We start from the raw sequence: 23,307 nt of genomic DNA, 5'->3' as shown, positions 1-23,307 counted from the left end.
TCCGATGGCTACGGCGGCGCGGGCACCACGGGGTGGTACCGATGCCGTCGCAGCCCCCGATCTCGGGGCCGGCCGCACGCCGCGGCCGCGCCGCTCCGCCGACGGGTGCGATTTCGCCGCCGTCCGCGCCGACTTCGGGCTCCCCGCCGAGTTCCCCACCGCCGCGCTGGGCGAGGTGGAGCAGAACGTCGCGCAACCCGTGTTCGAGGCCGACCGGGTCGACGCCACCGAGCTCCCGCTGGTCACGGTGGATCCGGTGGGCGCGAAGGACCTGGACCAGGCGGTGCTGCTGGCCCGCCGCGGCACCGGGTTCCGCGTGCAGTACGCGATCGCCGACGTGGCCGCCTTCGTCCGTCCCGGCGGGGCGCTGGACGCGGAGGTGCGCCGCCGCGGCCAGACGCTGTACCTGCCGGACGGGAACGTGCCGCTGCACCCGACGCTGTTGTCGGAGGGCGCGGCGAGCCTGCTGCCGGACCAGGTGCGCCCGGCGGTGCTGTGGACGATCGACCTGGATTCCGACGGGGTGGCGACCTCGGTCCTGGTGCGGCGGGCGTGGGTGCGTTCCGCCGCGCAGCTGGACTACGAGGCGGTGCAGCGCTCGCTGCGGGCCGGGGTCGCGCACCCGGCGATCGAACTCCTGCCGGTGGTGGGCCGGTTGCGCCGCGAGCAGGCGGTGCGCCGCGGTGCCATCGAACTGGGCCTGCCGGAGCAGCAGGTGGAGTCGGACGGCGCGGGCGGCTGGCGGGTCGCGCTGCGGCCGCGGCTGGTGGTGGAGGAGTGGAACGCGGAGATCTCCCTGCTCACCGGCATGTGCGCGGCGGAGATGATGCTGGACGCCGGGGTCGGGATCCTGCGCACGGTGCCGGACCCGGAGCCGCCGACGGTGTCGGCGCTGCGCCGGTCCGCGGCCCGGCTGGGCGTGGAGTGGCCGGAGGACCTACCGCCCGCGGAGGCGCTGGCCGGGCTGGACCCGGTGCGGCCGGAGGCGCTGGCGGTGCACGTGGCGGCGACGCGGCTGCTGCGCGGCGCCGGCTACACGTCGTTCGATTCGGGTCCGCCGCCGAAGCCGCGGCACGCGGGGATCGGCGCGGCCTACGCGCACGTGACGGCGCCGCTGCGGCGCCTGGTGGACCGCTACGGCGCCGAGGTGTGCCTGGCGGTGAGCTCGGGTTCGCCGGTACCGGAGTGGGTGCGGGAGGCGCTGCCCGCGCTGCCGTCCGCGATGGGCTCGTCGGACCGGGTGGCGACGCAGGTGGAGCGGGCGTGCCTCGCGCAGGCGCAGGCGTGGTCGCTGGCCGGCGAGGTGGGCTCGGTGTTCCCGGCGACGGTGCTGCGGACCGGTTCCGGCGACGGTGAGGTGTTCATCGCCGAGCCGCCGGTGATCGCGCGTTGCGCGGGGGACGACCTCACCGAGGGCCAGCGCATCCGGGTCCGCCTCACCCGGGCCGATCCGCACCGCCGCGAGGTCACCTTCACCACCGCCTGATCGGGGCCGCGCTCCGCCCGCCGAGTGCGGACCGCACCGCGCGGGTAGCCGCCGGGGGAGCGCGACCTGGACCTAGATCCACTTCCCGGGGGTAGTGCGAACGGGTGAGATCGGGTTCGAGAGGGTGGGCGCGTTCAGTGGGCATGAGCACAGCGGGCCCGTCTAGCGCCGGGTCCGCCGGATGCGGATCGTGGAAGGGCAGCGTCGCAAGGTGACAACGAGGAGGCCCGTCGTGGCTGAGGTGCGCGAGATGACCGTCGGTGTGCTCGGAGGCACCGGCGCGCAGGGCAGGGGGCTGGCGATCCGGTGGGCCGCGGCGGGCCTGCGCGTGGTGATCGGCTCGCGCAAGGCCGAGCGAGCCCAGGACGCGGCCCGCGAGATCGCCGAGATCTCCGGCGGGCAGGTCAGCGGCGAGGACAACGCGGCCTGCGCGGCCGCGGCCGACATCGTGCTGGCCGCGCTGCCGTGGGACGCGCACGCCGACACGTTGGCGGCGCTGCGCGAACCGCTCGCCGGCAAGATCGTCGTGGACTGCGTGAACCCGCTCGGCTTCGACAAGCAGGGGCCGTTCGCGCTGGACGTGCCGGAGGGCAGCGCCGCCCAGCAGGCCGCCGCGCTGCTGCCGGAGTCGCGGGTGACCGCCGCGTTCCACCACGTCTCGGCGGTGACGCTGGCGGACCTGTCGGTGGACCACGTCGACCTCGACGTGCTGGTGCTCGGCGACGACCGCGAGGCCACCGACGTGGTGCGCGGTCTCGCCGACGTGATCCCCGGGGTGCGCGGTCTCTTCGGCGGCCGGTTGCGCAACGCCCACCAGGTGGAGGCGCTGACCGCGAACCTCATCGCGATCAACCGGCGCTACAAGGCGCACGCCGGGATCCGCATCACCGACGTGTGAGCAGCCGGCCGTGCGGAAACCCGAGCGCCAGGGGGTGAGCGGCGATGTCGGAACTGCCTGCCCAGCTGCCCCAGGAGGCGGCGAAGTGGACCGATGACGAGCGGGAGCGCGCGAGCCAGCTGCTCGACGGCCGCGCCACCGTGGTCAACGTCCGCAAGAACGGGCCGCACCGGCACCTGCTGCCGTGGCTGGAACGGGAGGGCCTGCTGACCTACGTGGGTCATTCCGGGCCGCGCCACTCGTGGCCCGCCTCGGACTTCGCGAGCCCGTTCGTCAAGGAGGCGAAGCAGGACCGGGCGGCGATGGTGCAGCACTACGAGCAGTGGCTCGACGAGCAGCCGGAACTGCTGCGGCGGTTGCGGCAGGGCGAGTTCAACGGGCGCGCGCTGGGGTGCTGGTGCGCACCGGAGCAGTGCCACGCGGACGTCCTGGCCCACCGCGCGCATTGAGTGAACGGACCGTCCGTCCGATAGAGCTGGACGAACGGTCCGTTCACTCCCACCGCGGGGTCAGTTGAAGGAGTGCTCCGCCGCCGGGAACGACCCGCCGCGGACCTCGTCGGCGAAGCGGCTCGCCGCGTCGGCGAGGGTGCCGCCGAGGTCGGCGTACCGCTTGACGAAGCGCGCGGTGCGCCCGGTGTTCATCCCGGCCATGTCGGTCCACACCAGCACTTGCGCATCGGTGTCCGGCCCGGCGCCGATGCCGATGGTGGGGATGTCGAGTTCGGCGGTGACCTGCTTGGCGGCGTCGGCGGACACCATTTCGAGGACGACGGCGAACGCGCCGGCCTCCTGCAGCGCGCGGGCATCGGCGAGCAGTTCGGCGGCTTGGTCGCCGCGTCCCTGCACCCGGTAGCCGCCGAGGCCGTGCTCGCTCTGCGGCGTGAAGCCGATGTGCCCCATGACGGGGATGCCCGCGGAGACGAGCGCCTCGACCTGGGCCGCGTAGCGCTTGCCGCCTTCGAGCTTGATGGCGTGGGCGCGGCCTTCCTTCATGAAGCGGGCCGCGGTGCCGAGCGCCTGCTCGGGCGAGGCCTGGTAGGAGCCGAACGGCAGGTCGGCGACGACGAGGGCGTGTTCGGCGGCGCCGGTGACGGCGCGGACCAGCGGCAGCAGTTCGTCGACGGTCACCGGTAGCGAGGACTCGTAGCCGTAGACGTTGTTGGCCGCCGAGTCGCCGACCAGGAGCACGGGGATCCCGGCCTGGTCGAAGATCCGCGCGGTGTACATGTCGTAGGAGGTGAGCATCGGCCAGTTCTCGCCGCGCTCCTTGAGCTGTTGCAGGTGGTGGATGCGGACGCGGCGCCGGGCCGGGGTGCTCCCGTACGGGGCGGCTGTCTCGCCTTGGGCAGGCTGCGGTGCAGCAGTCATCTTCGACCGTCCTTCTTCCTCAAGGCCCGTGCTGCGGGTCCCTGGGCGTTCTGCGACGTCTTGCGTTCGCCAGGGTCGCACGCGCGGGGGTGCGGGGAGGAGGGCCGGACGATGCACGTCACAGCCGCGGCCGGCGGCGATGAGCATCGTTGCAGCCGTTGGTTGCAACAGATCGCTCGTCTGGCGCGGAACCAGCGGTGCGGCCGGGATGGCGAACGGTTGTGTGCATCGATGCACTCGCGTTGCGCTCGGCGGATCAGGTGGTGGCAACCGAACGCAGCAGGCAGCGGGATCGACGCCCACCTTCGGCCCAGTGCGTTGCGCTCTCCGGGTCAAGTCAAGATCATCTACTGGACCTGTTCCGGTTCTGCTGCCTAGCCTGATCGGGTTTGCAATGCATCACAGAGGGAGCAGCATGACCGCGGCAGAAAAAGCTCCAGACATCCTGTCCCCGGATTTCGCCCGGGACCCCAACCCGTCGTACCAGGTGCTGCGAGATGACTTCCCGCTGCTGTGGCACGAACCGACCCAGAGCTACATCATCTCCCGCTACGCGGACGTGAAGCGGGCCTTCCGCGAGCCGGTGTTCACCACTCAGAACTACGACTGGCAGCTGGAACCGGTGCACGGGCGCACCATCCTGCAGCTGGACGGCCGGGAGCACGCGGTGCGCCGCGCACTGGTAGCGCCGGCGTTCCGGGGCAGCGAGCTGCAGGAGAAGTTCCTGCCGGTGATCCAGCGCAACTCGCGCGCGCTGATCGACGAGTTCCGCGGCACCGGCCGGGTCGACCTGGTCGCGGACTACGCGACGAAGTTCCCGATCAACGTGATCGCCGACATGCTGGGCCTGGCCGAGCAGGACCGGGGCCGCTTCCAGGGCTGGTACACGTCGATCATCGCGTTCCTGGGGAACCTGAGCCAGGACCCGGACGTGATCGAGTCGGGCATGCGGACCCGCGAGGAGTTCGCCGAGTACATGATCCCGGTGATCCAGGAACGCCGGGAGAACCTGGGCGACGACCTGCTCTCCACGCTGTGCACCGCCGAGATCGACGGCACGAAGATGAGCGACGAGGACATCAAGGCGTTCTGCAGCCTGCTGCTCGCCGCGGGCGGCGAGACCACGGACAAGGCGATCGCCGCGATGTTCCTGAACCTGCTGCGGCACCCGGAGCAGCTGGCGGCCGTGCGGGAGAACCGCGAGCTGGTCCCGCAGGCGTTCGCCGAGACGCTGCGCTACTCCCCGCCGGTGCACATGATCATGCGGCAGCCCGCGGAGGACGTGGAGCTCAGCGGCGGGGTGGTGCCGAAGGGCAGCACGCTCACCTGCTTGATCGGCGCGGCGAACCGGGACGAGGAGCACTACGCGAACCCGGAGCGCTTCGACGTGTTCCGCGAGGACCTGCCCGCCCGCACCGCGTTCACCGCCGCCGCCGACCACCTGTCCTTCGCCCTGGGCAGGCACTTCTGCGTGGGGGCGCTGCTGGCGAAGTCGGAGATCGAGATCGGCATCAACGACCTGCTGGACGCGATGCCGGACGCGCGGCTGGCCCCGGGTTTCGACCCGCCGGAGCAGGGCGTGTTCACCCGCGGCCCCGAGTCGGTCCCCGTCGTCTTCACGCCCGCCTGAGCCCGGCCCGCGGATCAGCCGAACGGCCCACCCACCCGAACCGCTCGGGCCGATGGGCCGTTCACCTGCCGGACGGGCACATCGAACCGGACACCGTCGTGCCTGTTCCTAGTCCTCATCAGCGGCGAAGCCGCTGAACCGCCGACCACCAGAGCAACAGGACCACCCGCGGGTTCTCAGCGGGATTCTCGCGAGGACAGTTTCTTCCCTCGTGGCGGAGCCACTTGGGAAAAGGATTCCGCAGTGAGAATCCCGCTGAGGTTCCGCCACCTGCTTCACTCCGCAGAACGAGCGGAAGAGGTCTCAGGCGCTGACCGTGTCGCTGGGGCTGAACTGGACTGGCAGGGCCTGGAGCCCCCGCATCCACACCGACGGCAGCCACACCAGCGCGTCCGGGTTGGCGGCCAGCACCACGTCCGGCAGCCGGTCCAGCAGCACCTCGATGGCGATCCGCGAGATCACCGCGCCGATCTCCGGCCCCGGGTGCGGGCAGCCGTGCTCGCCGTGTCCGAAGGACATGTGCGCGTTGTTGCCGATGGAGTCGGAGTAGGCGTCCGGCCGCACCTGCGGGTCGGTGTTGGCGGCGGCGAAGCCGAGCACCAGCATGTCCCCGGTGTGGATGCGCTGGCCGCCGAGCTCGGTCTCCCGGGAGGCGAAGCGGCCGATGAAGTTCTGGGTGGGCGTGTCCTCCCAGAGCACTTCGTTGAGCGCCTGCCCGACCGACCGCCTGCCCCCGGAGAGGGTGACCGCGAACCGCTCGTCGGTGAGCATCAGCCGGATGGCGTTGCCGATCCAGTACGCGACGGGCTGCTGCGCGGCGGTGAGCACCACCAGCAGGTCCTGCAGGATCTCTTCCTCGGTCATGCCCGCCGGGTGCACCAGCAGCCGGGACGGCAGGTCGGCGCCGGGATTCTCCTGCTTGCGCTTGACGAGCCGCTGCATCCGGTCCTGGATGCGCTGGTAGGCGCCGACGCCGTCGTCGCTGGCGACGGTGTCGGTGAGGTCCTGCATGAGCGCCCCGGCCTCGTCGTCGCCGAGGCCGAAGAGGCGGGCCATCACGCGCAGCGGCATCGGGTGCGCGAACTGCGCCATCAGGTCCGCTTCGCCACCGCCGGCGAAGCCGTCGATGAGCTCGTCGGCGATCTGCTCGCAGATGTTGCGCAGCTCGAACTGGTCGACGGCTTCGAGGCATTCGCCGATGGCGCCGGTGCGGCGGCGGTGCTCGTCGCCTTCGGTGAACATCAGCGAGGGCTGGTAGCCGACGAACGCCATCAGCCCCCAGTTCTCCGGCACCTTGTCCCAGGCGTTCCAGCGGCGGGTGTCGCGGGCGAACAGCTCGGGGTTGTTCTCCACCTGGTGGATCTCGCGGTAGCCGAGCACGAGCCAGGCGGGCACGTCCCCTTCGAGGCGCACCGGCGCGACGGGCCCGTAGTCGTTGCGCATCTGCCGGTACAGCTGCGACGGGTTCTGCTGGAACCGGGGTCCGTGCAGGGCGATGGGCTCCCGGCCGACCGGGCAGCCGCTCGGGCTCGGGTCGGTCGTGGGCCAGATGTCTGGGTCGGTCATGGGGATGAAGCTCCCGGGTTTCCGTTCGGACAGGGAGTGGCCTGATCTCCGGTGCACGACCGGGCCTGGTCCGGCCCGGTCGAGGTCGGATCACCGGATGTCGTCAGGTGACGTCGGCCCGGCTCGCGCGGCGAGCGGCCGTTGCCGACGACGGGTGACGGCATCCTCGGTCTTGCCGCGACCGGTGGACGTCGGCCGATCCACCGGGCGCGCCGGTTCAGGCGCCGACGACGTAGCTCGGGCTGAACCGCACGGGCAGCGCGGTGAGTCCCCGCATCCACACCGAGGGGATCCACCGGAGCTCACCGGGCGGCACCGCGAGCCGGATGTCGGGCAGCCGGTCCAGCAGCACTTCGATGCCGGCGCGGGCGATCGTCTCGGCGACCTCCGGTGCCGGGTGGGGGCAGCCGCGGTCCCCGATGCCGAAGGACAGGAACGCGTTGTTGCCGACGGAGTCGGCGTAGGAGCCGGGCCGGATCCGCGGGTCGGTGTTGCCCGCGGCCAGCCCCAGCACCAGCATGTCCCCGGCCCGGATGAGCCTGCCGCCGAGCTGGACGTCCTGGGTGGCGTAGCGCCCGATGTAGTTCTGGGTGGGGGTCTCCTCCCAGAGCACTTCGTTGAGCGCCTGCCCGACCGACCGCCTGCCCCCGGCGAGGCCGATCGCGAACCGCTCGTCGGTGAGCATCAACCGCATCGTGTTGCCGATCCAGTGCGCCACCGTCAGGTGCCCGGCGGTCATCGTGATCAGCATGTCGTAGGCGATCTGCTCGTCGGTGACGCGGTCCTGGTGCCGCAGCATCCGGCTGGTGAGGTCGGGCCCGGGGTTCTCCCGCTTGGCCGCGACCATCGAGTGCATCCGCCGCACGATGCGGTCCAGCGCGGCGGTGCTGTCCCCGCCGCCGATGGAGCCGGTCATGTCGTGGACCAGGCCCTCGGTCTGCTCCGGCGCCACCCCGCACACCTGGGCCAGCACGTAGAGCGGCAGCGCGTCGGCGTACTGCGCGATCAGCTCGGCTTCGCCGCCGGTGGCGAAGGCGTCGATGAGCCGGTCGGCGTGCTGCTCGCAGTGCGCCTGCAGCTCGAACTGGTCGTACCCGCCCAGCACGTCGGCGAAGATCTCGACCCTGGTGCGGTACTCGTCGCCTTCGGTGAAGCCCATGGAGGGCTGGGCGGCGACGTACGGCAGCAGCGACCAGCCCTCCGGGACCCGGTCCCAGTGCCGCCAGCGGTGCGGCGCGCGGGCGAACACCCGCGGATCGCCGCACACCTCGTTGATCTCGCGGTAGTCGCCGACGAACCAGGCGGGCACCCCGCCTTCCAGTTCGATGGGCACGACCGGGCCGTGCTCGGCGCGCATGCGCCGGTACAGCCCGGCCGGGTCCTCGGTGAACTGCGGCCCGTGCAGCGCGACGGTGCCGTCGTGCCGCACGGGGCAGCCCGGCCGGTCGGCGGTACCGGGGTCGGCCGGTCTCATGGTCTCGCCCCTGCGGGCGCGGTGGCCAGCGCGTAGAGGTGGTTGACGAGTTCGATGAGCACGTTCTTGCTGGACGTCCGGTCCCGCGCGTCGCAGTCGATCAGCGGGATGTGCGCGGGCAGCGACAGCGCGTCGCGCACCGCTTCGAGGTCGTGGTCCTGCTCCCCGAAGTTGTTGCGCGCCACGATGAACGGCATGCCGTGGTGCTCCAGCCGGTCGATCGCGTACCAGGAGTCCTCCAGGCGCCGGGTGTCGACGAGCACGACCGCGCCGAGCGTCCCGGAGAACAACCGGTCCCAGAGGAACCAGAACCGCTGCTGCCCGGGGGCTCCGAACAGGTACAGCACCCGCTCGGCGTCCAGGCTGATGCGGCCGAAGTCGAACGCGACCGTGGTGGTGGTCTTGTCCCGCACCGCGGTCGAGTCGTCGATGCCCAGGCTCGCCTGGGTCATGGTCTCCTCGGTGCTCAGCGGACGGATCTCGCTGACCGAGCGGACCATGGTCGTCTTGCCGACCCCGAAGCCGCCGACGATGACGATCTTGAGCCCGTCGCTGGCGGTGCTGCGCAGCGGCCGGCTCGTGGGGTCAGAGCTTGTGGAGTCCAACGAGAACCTGCTTCAAGATGTCGGGGTCGGGGAGTTGCGCCTGCTTGCGGCCGGACGGCGCGGAGGTGGGGTGGCGGGCCGTGATCCGGTTCGTGTCGAGCAGGTCGCACAGCAGGATCTTCACCACCCCGACCGGCATGCCCAGGTGGGAGGAGATCTCCACGACCGCCATCGGCTGCTTGCACATGTGCAGGATCCGGATGTGCTCGGACTGCATGCCGGGGGCCGGGTCGCACTCGCTGACGATGAGCGTGACCAGGTCCAGGGACTCTTCGTTCGCGCTGCTGCGTCCCCCGGTCACGGTGTAGAGCCGGTCCGGATCTTCGTTGTGGAGGGGCCGCCAGGTCATGACAACCCGCTCGGCTGGGCCTGGCGCGGGGGAGCGCTGAGGTAGTCGCCGATCTGCTCGACGAGCTCGTTCATGTTGTGCCCGATGACGCCCACGTCGGCTTCCTCGTCGGCGAGCACGGCGAGGTGCGCGCCTTCACCGGCTTCGACGATGAACAGCAGGCCGCCGTGGAACTCGGTCATGGACTGCCGGACGCCGCCGCTGCCGTCGCCGAACTCGACGGAGGCGCCGTAGGACAGGCTCTGGATGCCGGAGGCGATCGCGGAGAGCTGGTCGGCCTGGTCGTTGCTGAGCCCGGGGGAGTGGCAGACCTTCAGGCCGTCCTTGGACAGCACGAGGGCGTGCTTGGCGCCTGGAGTGCGTCCCAGCAGGTTCTCCAGCAACCAGTCGAGGTTGTGGTCGTTGTTCATCGAGATGTCGGGGTTCCCGGCGTGGCCGGTCGCCCCTGCCTCCATTCCTTCTTTCGTCGGCAGGTCGATCAGCGCGCGTCGTCGGACTGCGAGCCGTCGCTGGGCCGGCTCGCCTGCCGGAACGCGCCGAAGCGGGCGCCCGCGTTCGGCCGCGGCCGGGACGGGGCGGGTTTCTTGGTGGTCTCGTCCTCGGGTCCGGCCGCCAGGGACGGTGCCGCGGCCGCGAGCGTTTCGCCGCGGCGGCGCTTGGGCAGGTTCTGCACGGTCGGCTCCCGTCGGTCGGCGGTGTCGGCGGTGCGGGTGTCGGTGGCGACGTCCTGCCGCGGCAGCGTTCCGGTGGCGGTGGTGGTGCCCCCGCTGGGGACGGAGCTCAGCTGCGCGGGCCGCGGGGTGACGCCGACGCTGCGGCTCGGCAGCGTGATCTCCTCCTGCTTGCGCGGCTGGGTGATCAGCTTGCGCGGGATCATCACGACGACGCCGGTGCCACCGCGCGAGGACGGGCGGAACGAGACGGTGAGCCCGTGCTTGCGGGCGAGGCAGCCGACGACGGCGAGGCCGAGCCGGGTGCCGTTGAGCTTGGTGAGGTCCAGCGGTTCGGAGCCGACGGCGTGCACGGCGCGCTTCATCGCCGCCTCGCTCATCACCAGGCCGCCGTCCTCGATGGTGACGACGACACCGGAGTGGACCTCTTCGACGTAGACGTGCGCGAGCTCGGACGGCGGGGAGAAGCTGGTGGCGTTGTCCATCAGCTCCGCCAGCGCGTGCATCACGCCTTCGGCGGCGTAGCCGACGATGGCGATGGTGCTGGTGGAGTGCAGCCGGACCCGCTTGTAGGCGGCGATGCGGCCGACCGAGCCGCGCAGGATGCTCTCCATCTTGATCGGCTTGGTCCAGCGGCGGCCGGAGCGGGCACCGGTGAGGACCGCGATGCTGTCCGCGAGGCGGCCGGCCTGCGCGGTGGTGTGGTCGAGTTCGAGCAGGTCGCCGAGCACGGATTCGTCGTGCCGCTCCTCCATCTCGCGGAGGCTGGCGAGCATGTTCGTCGACAGCGCCTGCATCCGGCCCGCGGCGTTCGCGCACGCCAGCATGGCGGCGGCGCGGGAGCGTTCCCCGTTGCCGATCTCCTGGCCGAGGGTGCGCAGGATGCGCTGGTGGGTCGGGTTGCGCGGGTGGTCGATCTCGCTGAGCGCGGTGTCCACCGAGGACCCGGACCGCAGCCGGGTGACCAGCGCGGGGAGCGTTTCGTCGGCGAGCTTCGCGGTGGCGCCGTCGGCCTTCTCCGCGCGCGTGCGGTAGAAGTTCGCGTTCTGCATCCCCCAGCTGGCCAGGGCTAACGCGATGCTGATCAGCGCGGCCGCGATGCCGGTGCTCCAGGCGATCACCAGCCGCGCGGGTTCGGGGCTCGCCAGCGCGGCCCAGGTGCTCAGCCCAGCGGTGACGACCCCGGAGATCAGCAGTACCAGCAGGGATCGGGCCAGGTGGCGGCGCTTGGCCGCGGATTGGGTGTAGGTGGGTGCTGACATCAATCAGGTCCTCGTCGCGGTCGGTGGCTCTGGCCTGCGCACCGCGGGCCCTCGGCGGTGCGGTGGGGGAGCGCAGCGCGGGTGGCGGGCCGGGTGCGCCCCCGGCAGCCCCTGGTCCGGCTTGCTCGGTGAAATCCCGCGGATCTCCCCTGGGCTCGCGATGCTACTCACTCTCCGGGGCGTGGAAACACCGGTAGGTGATCTCCGCTGGTGGAGTGCGTGTCCGCGCCGCGGTGCGCCTGGTCGGGGCGGGTTCGGGCCGCCACGATTCCTGCTGCGGGCCTTTTCGGTTCCGCTTCCGGGGTTCAGCCGATCCACGGTTCTGCTATCCGGTCGTACGTTCCGTCGTGCGTCCGCAGGTGCAGCCACTGGTTCACGAACTCCTGGAAGTCCACGTCGCCGCGGGGCAGCGCATAGGCCTTCTCGGCGAAGGTGAACGGCTGGTCGGGGTGCACGGCGCACAGTTCGGGGTGTTGCCTTGCCTGCCATTTGGTCTCGGAACCATCAGTGATCATGAGATCGGCTCGGCCGTTGCGGAGCTGGTCGAAAATCGTGTTGTTGTCGGGGTGCGGAACGATCTCCGCGCGGTGCAACTTCTCGCGGGCGAACTTGTCGTTGGTCCCGCCCGGGTTCACCACCACGCGTACTCCGGGCCGGTCGATCTGCTCCAGCGTCCGGAATCGCGCCGCGTTCTCGCAGCGGGTGATCGGAGTTTTGCCGTCGACCGCGTAGGGCTCGGTGAAGAACACCTCGCGGGCTCGCTCCAGGGTGATCGAGACGCCGCCGACCGCGATGTCGCACCGCTGCCGGAAGTCCTCGTTCAGCGTCGACCAGGTGGTGCCGACGAAGGTGGCGCGCACGTGCAGCGACGCGGCCAGGTCGCGCGCCATGTCGACGTCGATGCCGCTCCAGGCCCCGGCCTCGTCGCGGTAGGTGAAGGGCCGGTAGTCCCCGGTGCTGCACACCCGCAGCTCGCCGCGTTCGGCGACCTCGTCCAACCTGGACCGGTCCGCAGTGGACTGATCGGTTCCCGCGCTTTCCGGTTCGCCGCCGGGAGAAGCGCAGCCGCCGCCGAGCACTCCCGTCAACGCGGCGAGCGCGGCGGCGGACGCCGTTGTTCTCCACCCCATGCAAGCCCTCTCGGCAGCTCAGCTGTGCGGCTCGGTGACGGGGAGACTATCGGAACGAGTGCGCCATTCGTCCACCATGATCGGTCCAGTGATCCGTTCACCGGTTGCTCCACTCCGCGCAACCGGTGCGTCCGGCCGCGTTCCTACCGCGGTAGCCGGGTCACGAAGTCCCGCCACACCCGGAAGTTGAAATGGAGACGACCACCGCCGGGATCCTTCGAATCCCGGATGTCGATGCCGTGCGCGGTGAACCGTGCTTCGACGCAGCTGTTGTTCTGCGGGCCGCTGCGACTGCTCTTGAACCACGAGTTCGGTCGTTCATCTGTCATCTTCGAGTTCCTTCGCATGTTCTGCGATGAAGGCGCGTGTGTCATCGGGCCCCAGCGCGACCGCGCGCAGGCGGTCGAACAGGCGCGTGCACTCGCGGACATCGCGATCTTCCGTCAGGTAGACGCCGCCGCCGATGAAGGTTGGCTGGTGAACGATGTCCGCGGCAAGACCGCCGAACTTGAGGATCTCGAGATTGGAGCCGAGCAGCGGATGATCGGCGGCTGCCAATGGAGCAACCTGGACCGTCACTCGGCTGTTCTGCTCGATCACCTCGACGAGGTGGAGAAGTTGTTGGCGCTGCACATCTTTTCCGCCGACGGGGCGTCGGATCGCAGCCTCACCGATCACGAACCAGATCCAGGGGTGGTCGGGCTTCCGCAGCAGTTGCTGACGTTGCAAGCGGAACTCGACGCGGGCATCCACGTCGTCCTCGCTGTTCTTGAACACGTCGGGACGGTTGAGCCGCATCATCGCCCGGATGTAGTCCTCCGTCTGGAGCAGTCCGGGGATGAGCTCGCTGTCGGAGTAGCAGATCTCGGCGGCGTCCTGCTCGTGATCGCTGAGCCGCCGGAACGCGCCGGGCAGGTTGTCGGAGTAGGTGCGGCGCGGCAAGCGCTGCCGGGCGGCCTTGGCGAGCTCGGCGATCTGCGCTCGCCGGTCGGCCGGGGCGCCGTAGTGCCGCAGCAGCGCGTCGAGCTCCATCATCTTGATCGAGCGCTGCCCGCGTTCGAGCCTGCTGATCAGGCTGGTGTCGCTTTCGATCACCTCGGCGGCGTCCTTCTGGCTGAGCCCGGCGGCGATCCGCAGATCGCGGAGTTCCGCGCCGAGCTGCCTGCGCCCGATCGTCGCGCGCGTCGATCCCATCGGTCCGTCCTTCCCGGCGAAAGCGAAAGATCACCCGTCAGAGACCTGGGTAAGTCACCTATGACACTTTACGATCGGTGATCTGATCGACACGGAGGGTGTCGATCGTTCGCAGCCTAGACCTCCCAGAAGGACGTGATCCCAGTGCGTGCCTGCTACTCGCTCATGCAGCTCACCAGCCCGGAAGAGGGACTGGACCTGCTCGTCGAGCACGACGTCGACCCGGCGTCCGGCGACGAGATCTCGCTGCTGGAAGGGCTCCAGGTGTGGGCGGTGCGCGAGCTGACCGCGCAGCGCTGCCGGTTCGGCCTCTACGTCGCCGAGTTCGGCACCTACGACGCCGACGGCGCGCAGCGCGCGTTCCTCCGCGAGCTCTTCCTGGTCTGGGGCGGCACCGAACTCCTCGCCGTGCACCTCAACCACGGCCCGACCCCGGAGCTGTCCCTCGCCGCCCTCAAGGGGAACGGCCCGCCCGCCCGGCGGGAGCGGTGGGCGAGCCGTCCGCCCGGAAGGATCAGGGCCGGCTCTCCCGCCAGCGGTTGGTGATCGGCAGGCGCCGGTCCCGGCCGAAGGCCTTCAGCGTGATCTTGGTGCCCGGCGGGTACTGGCGGCGCTTGTACTCCGCCCGGTCCACCATCCGGATCACCCGCTCCACCAGGTCCGCGTCGAACCCGTCCGACACCAGGTCCGAGTAGTCCCGGTCGCCCGCCACGTAGCCGTCCAGCACCGCGTCCAGCACGTCGTACGGCGGCAGCGAGTCCTGGTCGGTCTGGTCCGGGCGCAGCTCCGCCGACGGCTCCTTGGTGATCGAGCTCTCCGGGATCGGCGGCACCTCGCCGCGCTTCTCCGCCTCCGCGTTGCGCCACTTCGCCAGCTCCCACACCAGCGTCTTCGGCACGTCCTTGATCGGCGCGAAACCGCCCACCGCGTCGCCGTAGATCGTGGAGTAGCCGACCGCCAGCTCCGTCTTGTTCCCCGGCGCCAGCACCAGGTGCCCGTGCTGGTTCGACAGCGCCATCAACGTGACGCCCCGGCAACGGGCCTGCACGTTCTCCTCCGCCAGCCCGGTCAACCCCAGCGGGCCCACGAACGCCGAGACCATGTCCGCGACCGCGATCTCCTGGAAGTGGCAGCCCAACCGGCGCGCCAGCTCCGCCGCGTCCGACCGCGAGTGCTCCGAGGAGTACTCCGACGGCATCGCCACGCCGTGCAGCGCGTCCGGGCCCACCGCGTCCGCCGCCAGCGCCGCGCACAGCGCCGAGTCGATGCCGCCGGAGAAGCCGAACGCCACCGAACCGAACCCGTTCTTGTGCACGTAGTCCCGCAACCCGGTGACCAGCGCCGACCAGATCTCCGCCAGTTCCGGCAGCGGCTCGGCCGGGGGCGGCGCGGGCAGCGGCTCGTACGGCGCCAGCGGCTCCGGCTGCAGCACCGTGCGCGTCACGTCGAACGCCGGCAGCCGCAACCGGCCCTCCGGCTCCGGCACCGTCGTCGACGTGTGCCCGCCCGCGGGCAGGTCCACGTCCACCACCAGCAGGTGCTCGGTGAACTGCGGCGCGCGCGCCAGCACCTCGCCGCCGGTGCCCACCACCATCGAATCGCCGTCGAAGACCAGGTCGTCCTGCGCGCCCACCATGTTCACGTAGGCGATCGGCGCCCCCGCCTCCGCGGCCCGGCGGGCCACCAGCGGCATCCGCACGTCGTCCTTCGACCGCTCGTACGGCGAGGAGTTCACGCACACCACCAGGTCCACGCCCACCGCGCCCAGCGCCGCCACCGGGCCGCCGTTCTGCCAGATGTCCTCGCAGATCACCACGCCCACGTCCAGGCCGTGCAGCCTCACGATCGGCAGGTCGAAACCCGGGGCGAAGTAGCGCGCCTCGTCGAACACGCCGTAGTTCGGCAGGTGGTACTTGTCGTAGGTCGCCACCACCTCACCGCCGTGCAGCAGCGATGCCGAGTTCCGCAGGCCCTCGTCATCGCGGTCCAGGTGGCCCACCACGACCAGCGCGTCCCCGCACCCGGCCTCGCGCAGGTTCACCGCCAGCGCGTCCACCGCCGCCCGGTTCGCCGCCGCGAACGACTTGCGCAGCGCCAGGTCCTCCACCGGGTAACCGGCGAGCACCGTCTCCGGGAAGGCCACCACGTGGGCGCCCTCCTGGACCGCCTTGCGCGTCCAGTCCAGGACCATCGCCTTGTTCCCGGCGATGTCCCCGACCGTCGCGTTGACCTGGGCTAGAGCGAGACGCAACTGCGGCATGAACGTCATCTTCGCGCACCCGCCGGAAGAAGACCCACCGCCCGTGACCAACCCGACTCCGAACGCGTGACACCATCGCCTGAATGAGTCGCCTGCTGACCGCCGCCTGCGCGCTGTTGCTGCTCAGCGGTGCCGCCGCCTGCTCCACCACGCCGAGCGCGCCGCTGCTGGAACCGCACTCCGAGCGCAGCGGTCCCGCCGGGCCCGTGCCCGCCGGGCTGGAGCGGTACTACGGCCAGCAGCTCGACTGGGGACCGTGCGCCGACTACGCCACCAGCAGCGCCGACCGCACCGCCTTCCAGGACCGCGCCCTCGAATGCGCCCGGCTGCAGGTGCCGCTCGACCACGCCCACCCGGAGGGCAGGCAGATCAGCATCGGAGTGCTGCGCAAACCGGCCACCGACCCCGATCAGCGGATCGGCTCGCTGCTGATGAACCCCGGCGGGCCCGGCGCCTCCGGGATGAGCGCCGCCGCGAGCCTCGGCCCCGCGCTGCAGAACACCCCGCTCGGCACCCGCTTCGACCAGGTCGGCTTCGACCCGCGCGGCATCGGCGCCAGCGAACCCGCCGTCCGCTGCCTCACCGACCAGGAGTGGGACGCCGACCGGCTCGACTCCGACGCCGACCCCTCGCCCGAGGGCACCGCCGAGACCGAGCGGGAAGTGCGCGAGTACTCCGGCAAGTGCGCGCAGCGCACCGGTACCGACGTGCTCGCCCACGTCGGCACCCGGGACGTCGTGCAGGACATGGACGTGCTGCGCTCCGCGCTCGGCGACCCGAAGCTCACCTACCTCGGCTACTCCTACGGCACCCGCATCGGCTCCGCGTACGCCGAGCGGTACCCGGGCAACGTGCGCGCCATGATCCTCGACGGCGCCATCGACCCGAGCCAGGACGCCATCGACGAGCAGGTGCTGCAGGGCGCCGGGTTCCAGCGCGCCTTCGACTCCTTCGCCCGCTGGTGCACCGAACGCCGCGATTGCGCCCTCGGCCCCGACCCCGCCCGGGCCACCGCCGCGTTCCAGCGGCTCGCGCGGCCACTGCTGGCGGAACCGGTGCCCGCCGGGGACCGGAAGCTGTCCTACACCGACGCCACCACCGCCGTCATCCAGGCGCTCTACGCGCAGAACATGTGGCCCGCGCTCAACACCGGCCTCGAAGAGCTCGCCCGGGGGCGCGGGACCGTGCTGCTCACCCTCGCCGACTCCTACTACGGGCGCGACGCCGACGGCACCTACAGCAACATCACCGACGCGTTCAACGCCGTGCGCTGCGTCGACGACCCGCGCGTGACCGACCGGAACGTGCTGCGCGAAGCCGACCGCCGCTACCGCGAAGCAGCCCCGTTCCTCGACGACGGGCTGCCCGCCAACAGCGCCATGGACATGTGCTCGTTCTGGCCGGTGCCCGTCACCGGGGAAGCCGAGCAGCCCTCGGTCAGCGGGCTCCCGCCGCTGCTGGTCATCTCCACCACCGGCGACCCCGCCACGCCCTACGACGCGGGAGTGCACCTCGCCGAAGCGCTGCGCGCCCGGCTGCTCACCTTCGAGGGCACCCAGCACACCGCGTTCCTGCAGGGGGACAGCTGCGTCGACCAGGCCGGCATCGACTACCTCACCGAGCTCGAACTGCCCGCCGAAGGCACCCGCTGCACGTGATCACCACCACCGGCGTCCCGCGAACCGGACGGTAACCAGGACGCAACGGGCGCGGTCCCGCAACCCGCGCAGCGCAGGAATTAGGCTGCGGGCATGAACCGCCAGCAGGAGTTCGTGCTCCGCACCCTGGAGGAACGTGACATCCGCTTCGTGCGGCTGTGGTTCACCGACGTCCTCGGCATCCTCAAATCGGTGGCGATCTCGCCCGCCGAGCTCGAAGGTGCCTTCAGCGAGGGCATCGGGTTCGACGGCTCCGCCATCGAAGGGTTCTCGCGCATCTACGAGTCGGACATGATCGCCAAGCCCGACCCGGCGACCTTCCAGGTCCTGCCCTGGGAGACCCCGGACGGCGAGCACTACTCGGCCCGCATGTTCTGCGACATCGCCATGCCGGACGGTTCCCCGTGCTGGGCCGACCCGCGGCACGTGCTGCGCCGCACCCTGTCCAAGGCCACCGAGGCCGGGTTCACCTGCTACGTGCACCCCGAGATCGAGTTCTTCCTGCTGAAGAACCTGCCCACCACCGGCGTCGAACCCGAACCGGCCGACTCCGGCGGCTACTTCGACCAGGCCAGCCACGACGCCGCCCCGCACTTCCGGCGCAACGCCATCGAGACGCTCGAAGCGATGGGCATCTCCGTCGAGTTCAGCCACCACGAGGGCGCCCCCGGCCAGCAGGAGATCGACCTGCGCTACGCCGACGCGCTCACCATGGCCGACAACGTGATGACGTTCCGGTACACGGTCAAGGAGGTCGCGCTCATGCAGGGCGTGCACGCCTCCTTCATGCCGAAGCCGTTCACCGCGCAGCCCGGCTCCGGCATGCACACCCACTTCAGCCTGTTCGAGGGCGACCAGAACGCCTTCTACCACCCGGAGAACCCCTACGAGCTCTCCGACACCGGGCGCGCGTTCGTCGCGGGCATCCTCACCCACGCGCGCGAGATCAGCGCCGTCACCAACCAGTGGGTGAACTCGTACAAGCGGCTCATCGTCGGCGGCGAAGCGCCCACCGCGGTGTGCTGGGGGCACGCCAACCGCTCCGCGCTGGTGCGGGTGCCGATGTACTCGCCCGGCAAGTCCTCCTCGCGGCGCGTCGAGGTCCGCAGCCTCGACTCCGCCTGCAACCCGTACCTGGCCTACGCGGTGATCCTCGCCGCCGGCCTGCGCGGGGTCGAGAAGGGCTACGAGCTGCCGCCCGCCACCGAGGACGACGTGTGGTCGCTGACCGAGGGCGAGCGCAAGGCCGCCGGGTACGCGAGCCTCCCGCAGAACCTCAACGACGCGCTCACCGAGATGGAGACCTCCGAGCTGGTGGCGGAAACCCTCGGCGAGCACGTCTTCGACTTCTTCCTCCGCAACAAGCGCAACGAGTGGGACGGGTACCGCAGCCGCGTCACGCCCTACGAGCTGCAGAGCCTGATGCCGATGCTGTGACCGGCACCCGACCCCCTGTGACCGGGCTCAAGCCGATCTCCTGGGGTCAGGCCGTGGGCAGCCGGAGGGCGGGGCGATAGGTTCGCCCCCGTGACTGATTCGCAGGCGCAGCCCGAGCCCTCCGGCGCCCCCGACGCCGAAGCCACCGCCGACCTGTTGGAGCACCGGGCCGACGAACCGGAATGGCCCGCCGAGCACCACGACGGCCGGGACGACGAAGCCGCCGGAGCCGCCGGTGACGCGGACTTCGACGCCGAGCAGGCCACCCTGATCGGCTGCACCGTCGCCGGGCCCGGCCAGCTGCCCGCGGCCCGCGTGCTGCGCGAATCGTTCCTGCGCCACCACCCCGGAGCCCGCTTCGTCGTGCTGCCGGTCGGCGGCGCGGCCCCCGGCGGCGACGTGGTCACGCCAGGGCGGATCGGCGTCGACGACGACGAGTTCGCCCGCCTCGCCGTCGCCTGCACCGCCGACCAGCTCCGCGCCGTGCTGCGGCCCCGGCTGCTGCAGCACCTGCTGGCGACCGGGGCGACCGCGCTCTACCTCGAACCGTCGGTGCAGATCTTCAGCGAGTTCGACGACCTGCTGCGCGAACTCACCCCCGATCGGCCCGTGGCGCTGGTGCCGCGCGTGCTGCGCACCCTCTACGCCGACGGGTTCCGGCCCAGCGCCACCGACCTCGTCGAGTCCGGGCCGTTCGACCCGAGCGTGCTCGGCGTCCGGCCCGGCGCGGAGGACTTCCTCGCCGCCTGGGCCGAGCAGGTCCGCGCCGACCCCAGCGTCGGGATGCTCCTCGACGGCGCGCCCGCGCTCGTCGACCACCACGTGCTGCGCGATCCGGGCGTCGGGCTGTCGGTGTGGAACGCGGCGCAGCGCGAACTCATCCCCACCGGCGACGGCGGGCACGCGGTGGACGGCGCGCTGCTGCGCAGCATCCACTTCGACGGGTTCCAGCCGCAGCGGCCGTGGCTGCTGTCCACCCACTACGCCGACCGGCCGCGGGTGCTGCTGTCCGAGCACCCGGTGCTCGCCGGGTTGTGCGCCGCCTACCGCAACGCGCTCGTCGAAGCCGGCTACACCCGCGAACAGCCGCACCCGTACGACGCGCTGCCCGACGGCACCCCGCTGCCCGCCGCGCTGCGCCGCGACTACCTCGACGCGTGGCAGCGCGGGACGGCCCCGGCCAGCCCGTTCGCGCCCGGCGGCAGTCCCGCCGACTTCGTCGGCTGGGCCTGCGAACCCGCCGACGACAAGCAGCGCGCCGCGGGCGGATCCCGGTGGACCGCCGCGGTGTGGGCGGACGACCAGGTGCTGCGCGGCAGCTACCCGGAGCCGTTCGGCGCGGACGCCGCCGGGTTCCGCGAGTGGTGCGCGGGCGTCGGCGTCGCCAGCGGCCGGGTCCCCGCCGCCGCCATCGGCGACCGCGGCGACACCGAGCGCTCGACGCTGGTCGACCAGCTCGGCGTGGCCGTCCTCGGCACCGGGCGCACCGCGGAACTGGTCCGCGCCGCCGTGCGCGCCTCCGGGCTGCCGTCCGCGGACACCCCGTACTACCCGGTGGTGTTGCGCTGCGAACCCGGGCTCGCGGTGCCCGCCGGGCGGCACCTGGTCGACGTGCAGCCCGACGGCACCGATCCGGACGGGGCCGTGGAGGCCTGGGTGCTCTCCGAAGCCGCCCGCCAGGCCACCCGCCGCGCGGGCGGACCCACCACCCGCGTCGTCGCGCTCCCGCTGCTCGACCCCGGTCCGGTGGACCTGCCCACCCGCAAGGCCGCCCGCGCCCGCCACGGGTTGTCGGAGGAGTTCGTCATCGGCGCCTTCGCCGACCACTCCGACGAACGCCGGGACAACGTGCTGGGCCTGGTCACCGCCTTCTTCGCCGCGTTCCCGGAACGGGAGGACGCGCACCTGCTGATCGCCGTCACCGGTGCCGCCGCGCACCCGGAAGCCGCCGAGCGGCTCCGGCTCGCGACCGCCTCCGACCCGCGCGTGCACCTGGTCGAGGACGAGATCGACACGGACGCGCTGCTCGCGACCGCCGACTGCGTCGCCTCGCTGCACCGCCCCGCCGGCGGCGACCGGTACGCGCTGCGGCTGCTGGAGGTCGCCGCGCACGGGGTGCCGGTGCTGGCCGCCGACCACGGCGCCGTCACCGAACTCCTCGGTTCCGCGGGTGCCACCCTGGTGCCCTGCCAGGGCCAGGGCGAACCGGACGTGGAGGCCGCCGCCGCCGCGCTCCGCGCCGCCGCCGACGATCCGGAGGCCATCGCGGCCGCCGGGCAGCGCGCCCGCGACCACCTGCTCGCCCAGCACAGCGTCAACCACGCCGCGGAGCGCCTGCGCGGGCACGTCGAGCACGCCTACCGGAACTGGCGCACCAAGTGGGCCAAGGACCGGCACGGCGACCTGGACGACCCGCTGCACCCGTTGCTGGTCGCGCGGCACGCGCTGCACCGGGCGCCCGACGTCGGCGCGGGCGGCCGGAACTCCGTCGCCCCCGCGCTGCGCAAGGCGGTGCTGCGGGTACTCAGCCACTACGACGACCACATCCGCGACGTGCTGCGCTCGATGGTGGACGGCGTCGAGCAGACCGCGGCGGAGCTGCTGCGCCGCCAGTACGACGCCGACGGGGGCGGGGAGGAGATCGACCAGCTCCGCGCCGAGCTCGGCCGCGTCGACCAGCGCCACGACCAGCTCGACGAACGGCTCACCAGCATCGACGACGGCATGGTGCGCGCCCGGGCGGACCTCGCCGACCAGCACCGCAGGCTCCGCGCGCTGGAGGGCGGCTCCGCCGCGGAGCCCGGTGCGCAGGACGACCTGCTGGCGCAGCGCCTCGACAGCCTCACCACCGCGGTGGAACGGACCCTGGACCGGATCGACGCGCTGGAGCAGGAGCGCGAAGCGGCCCGGGAGCAGGAGCTGGAGACGACGCTGCGCTCCGCCACCAGCGACGCGGCCTACGCACTGCACCGGACCGACGTGCTGCAGCGCATCCTGCTGCGCGAGCACGAGCGCAACACCGGCGCGGGCGACGGCACCAGCACCCCGGTGCTCTGCGACGCCGGGCTGCTGCGGCTGCCCGCCGACGACGGCCTGATGCTGCCGTGGCTGTCCTCGCACGCCACCTGGGACGCGGAGACCTCGGCGCTGATCGATTCGCTGCTCGAACCGGACGGGGTGTTCCTCGACGTCGGCGCCTACGTGGGCTACCAGGCGGTCCGGGTGTTGAGCAGGCTCGGCAACAGCGGTGCCGTGATCGCGGTCGAGCCCAGCGCGGACGGCCGGGCCCTGCTGCAGCGCAACGTGGAGGTGAACGTGCCCGCGGCCTGGGGCCAGCGGCTCACCACCATCGAGGCCGCCGCGTGGGACGCCCCCGCCGACCTGGTCGCGGAGCGCTCGTTGGCCGGTGGGGTCTCGGTGCGTCCCGCCGAGGAGTCCGATCCGGCCGAGGGCCGGGTGCCCGGCGTCCGGTTGGACAAGGAGCTGGAGGGCACCGCGACGCTGCACGACATGACCCTGTCGGTGGTGCACGTCGACGTCGGTGCCCGCGTCCACCGGGTGCTCGGCGGCCTCGTCCGGCTGCTGCGGCGGGACCGTCCGTCGATCATCTGCTCGTTCACCCCGGCCGGCATCGCCGAACTCGGCGACGACCCGGCGACCGCGTTGCGCGAGTTCGGGACCTGGGGCTACGAGCTGGTCCCGGTCGGGCGCACGACGGCGGTTCCCGCGTCCGAGCTGTTGGAGGCCGTGGAAGCGGCGGGCACGAGCACGGTGAAGCTCTGGCTCCGGCCGAAGGGGAAGTGATCCTCCGCCGACGGTGGATGTCAAGGGTCTGACCAGGCGATTTGACATTCACGGAGAGTGTGCGTAACTTTCTCTTCGTCGCACGGCAAGCCGGACGGAACAGGACGCAAGAGCCTGGCGGGGACGGCGAAGGTGGCGGCGCCCGGGTTTCACCCGGAAGCGCGCACCGGACGGGACGAGCGGGTTTGACACCGCGAAGCGGACCGGGTAACGTACGGCAGTCGCTGAAAACGAGAGGCGCTCCTTCGCGGAGCGGGTCACGACTCAGCAGTGGACAACTCCAGAACAGGTCGACGATCGGGCCGGCCAGGGACGCGGGAAACCGCGGAAACGCGAAAGCGACCCCCCCTGAAACGGCCGGAAATCGGGCCTGCTAGAGTTTGGAACATCGCAAGAACGAAAGACGGAATGAACTGACTCCCCGGAGTTCGCGGCCCTGAATGCAGGGGTTGTGGGTGATGGTGTGGGTGTGTTCTTTGAGAACTCAACAGCGTGCCGATGATGGTGAGTGGT

Annotated in this window: 19 protein-coding genes; 8 read left to right on the top strand and 11 right to left on the bottom strand. The window is 71.6% G+C overall.

Going from position 1 to position 23,307, the window contains the following annotated elements; all coding sequences use genetic code 11:
* The first annotated feature begins 4 nt into the window (after positions 1–4).
* From LCD33_RS03800 to LCD33_RS03790, 3 genes are all read left to right on the top strand, one after another.
* Complete coding sequence (locus LCD33_RS03800) at positions 5–1,486, top strand: RNB domain-containing ribonuclease (protein WP_224966691.1); 1,482 nt, start codon at positions 5–7, stop codon at positions 1,484–1,486.
* Between the two features lie 232 nt (positions 1,487–1,718).
* Positions 1,719–2,384, top strand: coding sequence for an NADPH-dependent F420 reductase (gene npdG / locus LCD33_RS03795; RefSeq protein WP_224966690.1), 666 nt, complete (start codon positions 1,719–1,721; stop codon positions 2,382–2,384).
* 44 nt (positions 2,385–2,428) lie between these two features.
* A complete protein-coding gene (locus tag LCD33_RS03790; protein ID WP_224977512.1) occupies positions 2,429–2,833 on the top strand; it encodes a DUF4326 domain-containing protein in 405 nt (134 codons plus the stop codon).
* A gap of 60 nt (positions 2,834–2,893) precedes the next feature.
* On the opposite strand, the gene panB is transcribed toward LCD33_RS03790, so the two are convergent.
* On the bottom strand, positions 2,894–3,754 hold the full coding sequence (gene panB / locus LCD33_RS03785; protein WP_224956173.1) for a 3-methyl-2-oxobutanoate hydroxymethyltransferase: 861 nt from the start codon (positions 3,752–3,754) through the stop codon (positions 2,894–2,896).
* A 415-nt stretch (positions 3,755–4,169) separates the two neighbouring features.
* On the opposite strand from panB, the gene LCD33_RS03780 reads away from it, so the two are divergent.
* On the top strand, positions 4,170–5,384 hold the full coding sequence (locus LCD33_RS03780; protein WP_224956174.1) for a cytochrome P450: 1,215 nt from the start codon (positions 4,170–4,172) through the stop codon (positions 5,382–5,384).
* Positions 5,385–5,687: 303 nt separating this feature from the next.
* Here LCD33_RS03780 and LCD33_RS03775 read toward each other — a convergent pair whose 3' ends face one another.
* From LCD33_RS03775 to LCD33_RS03735, 9 genes are all read right to left on the bottom strand, one after another.
* Positions 5,688–6,950, bottom strand: a complete 1,263-nt coding sequence (locus LCD33_RS03775) for a cytochrome P450 (RefSeq protein WP_374201640.1) — start codon at positions 6,948–6,950, stop codon at positions 5,688–5,690.
* Between the two features lie 217 nt (positions 6,951–7,167).
* On the bottom strand, positions 7,168–8,424 hold the full coding sequence (locus LCD33_RS03770) for a cytochrome P450 (protein WP_224956175.1): 1,257 nt from the start codon (positions 8,422–8,424) through the stop codon (positions 7,168–7,170).
* Positions 8,421–9,029 carry an ATP/GTP-binding protein gene (locus LCD33_RS03765; protein ID WP_224956176.1) on the bottom strand — a complete coding sequence of 203 codons (609 nt, stop codon included), beginning with the start codon at positions 9,027–9,029 and terminating at the stop codon, positions 8,421–8,423. The genes LCD33_RS03770 and LCD33_RS03765 overlap by 4 nt, the downstream gene beginning before the upstream one ends.
* Positions 9,010–9,378, bottom strand: a complete 369-nt coding sequence (locus LCD33_RS03760; protein ID WP_224967311.1) for a DUF742 domain-containing protein — start codon at positions 9,376–9,378, stop codon at positions 9,010–9,012. The genes LCD33_RS03765 and LCD33_RS03760 overlap by 20 nt, the downstream gene beginning before the upstream one ends.
* The gene (locus tag LCD33_RS03755) at positions 9,375–9,833 is read right to left on the bottom strand and encodes a roadblock/LC7 domain-containing protein (RefSeq protein ID WP_373689972.1); all 459 of its coding nucleotides are present in this window, start codon (positions 9,831–9,833) and stop codon (positions 9,375–9,377) included. The genes LCD33_RS03760 and LCD33_RS03755 overlap by 4 nt, the downstream gene beginning before the upstream one ends.
* A gap of 23 nt (positions 9,834–9,856) precedes the next feature.
* Positions 9,857–11,311, bottom strand: coding sequence for a sensor histidine kinase KdpD (locus LCD33_RS03750; RefSeq protein ID WP_224967310.1), 1,455 nt, complete (start codon positions 11,309–11,311; stop codon positions 9,857–9,859).
* A gap of 305 nt (positions 11,312–11,616) precedes the next feature.
* Positions 11,617–12,441: a transporter substrate-binding domain-containing protein gene (locus LCD33_RS03745; protein ID WP_224956179.1), complete on the bottom strand. Its 825-nt coding sequence runs from the start codon at positions 12,439–12,441 to the stop codon at positions 11,617–11,619.
* A 143-nt stretch (positions 12,442–12,584) separates the two neighbouring features.
* On the bottom strand, positions 12,585–12,770 hold the full coding sequence (locus LCD33_RS03740) for a DUF397 domain-containing protein (RefSeq protein WP_224956180.1): 186 nt from the start codon (positions 12,768–12,770) through the stop codon (positions 12,585–12,587).
* A complete protein-coding gene (locus LCD33_RS03735; protein WP_224956181.1) occupies positions 12,760–13,635 on the bottom strand; it encodes a helix-turn-helix transcriptional regulator in 876 nt (291 codons plus the stop codon). The genes LCD33_RS03740 and LCD33_RS03735 overlap by 11 nt, the downstream gene beginning before the upstream one ends.
* A 135-nt stretch (positions 13,636–13,770) precedes the next feature.
* Between LCD33_RS03735 and LCD33_RS03730 the strand changes: the two genes are divergently transcribed.
* Positions 13,771–14,181, top strand: coding sequence for a hypothetical protein (locus tag LCD33_RS03730; protein WP_224956182.1), 411 nt, complete (start codon positions 13,771–13,773; stop codon positions 14,179–14,181).
* On the opposite strand, the gene LCD33_RS03725 is transcribed toward LCD33_RS03730, so the two are convergent.
* Positions 14,150–15,895, bottom strand: a complete 1,746-nt coding sequence (locus tag LCD33_RS03725) for an NAD+ synthase (protein ID WP_224967309.1) — start codon at positions 15,893–15,895, stop codon at positions 14,150–14,152. The two genes, LCD33_RS03730 and LCD33_RS03725, sit on opposite strands and share 32 nt — an antisense overlap.
* A gap of 83 nt (positions 15,896–15,978) precedes the next feature.
* Between LCD33_RS03725 and LCD33_RS03720 the strand changes: the two genes are divergently transcribed.
* From LCD33_RS03720 to LCD33_RS03710, 3 genes are all read left to right on the top strand, one after another.
* On the top strand, positions 15,979–17,553 hold the full coding sequence (locus LCD33_RS03720) for an alpha/beta hydrolase (RefSeq protein ID WP_224967308.1): 1,575 nt from the start codon (positions 15,979–15,981) through the stop codon (positions 17,551–17,553).
* Positions 17,554–17,646: 93 nt separating this feature from the next.
* A complete protein-coding gene (gene glnA, locus LCD33_RS03715; protein WP_224956185.1) occupies positions 17,647–18,990 on the top strand; it encodes a type I glutamate--ammonia ligase in 1,344 nt (447 codons plus the stop codon).
* A gap of 90 nt (positions 18,991–19,080) precedes the next feature.
* Positions 19,081–22,794: an FkbM family methyltransferase gene (locus tag LCD33_RS03710; RefSeq protein WP_224977511.1), complete on the top strand. Its 3,714-nt coding sequence runs from the start codon at positions 19,081–19,083 to the stop codon at positions 22,792–22,794.
* The last annotated feature ends 513 nt before the right edge of the window (positions 22,795–23,307 follow it).

This window comes from Saccharopolyspora sp. 7B (genome assembly GCF_020177435.1).
Taxonomy (GTDB): Bacteria; Actinomycetota; Actinomycetes; order Mycobacteriales; family Pseudonocardiaceae; genus Saccharopolyspora_C; species Saccharopolyspora_C gregorii.
The sequence above is the reverse complement of the archived record's forward strand: the minus strand, read 5'-3'. Positions and strand labels throughout refer to the sequence as shown.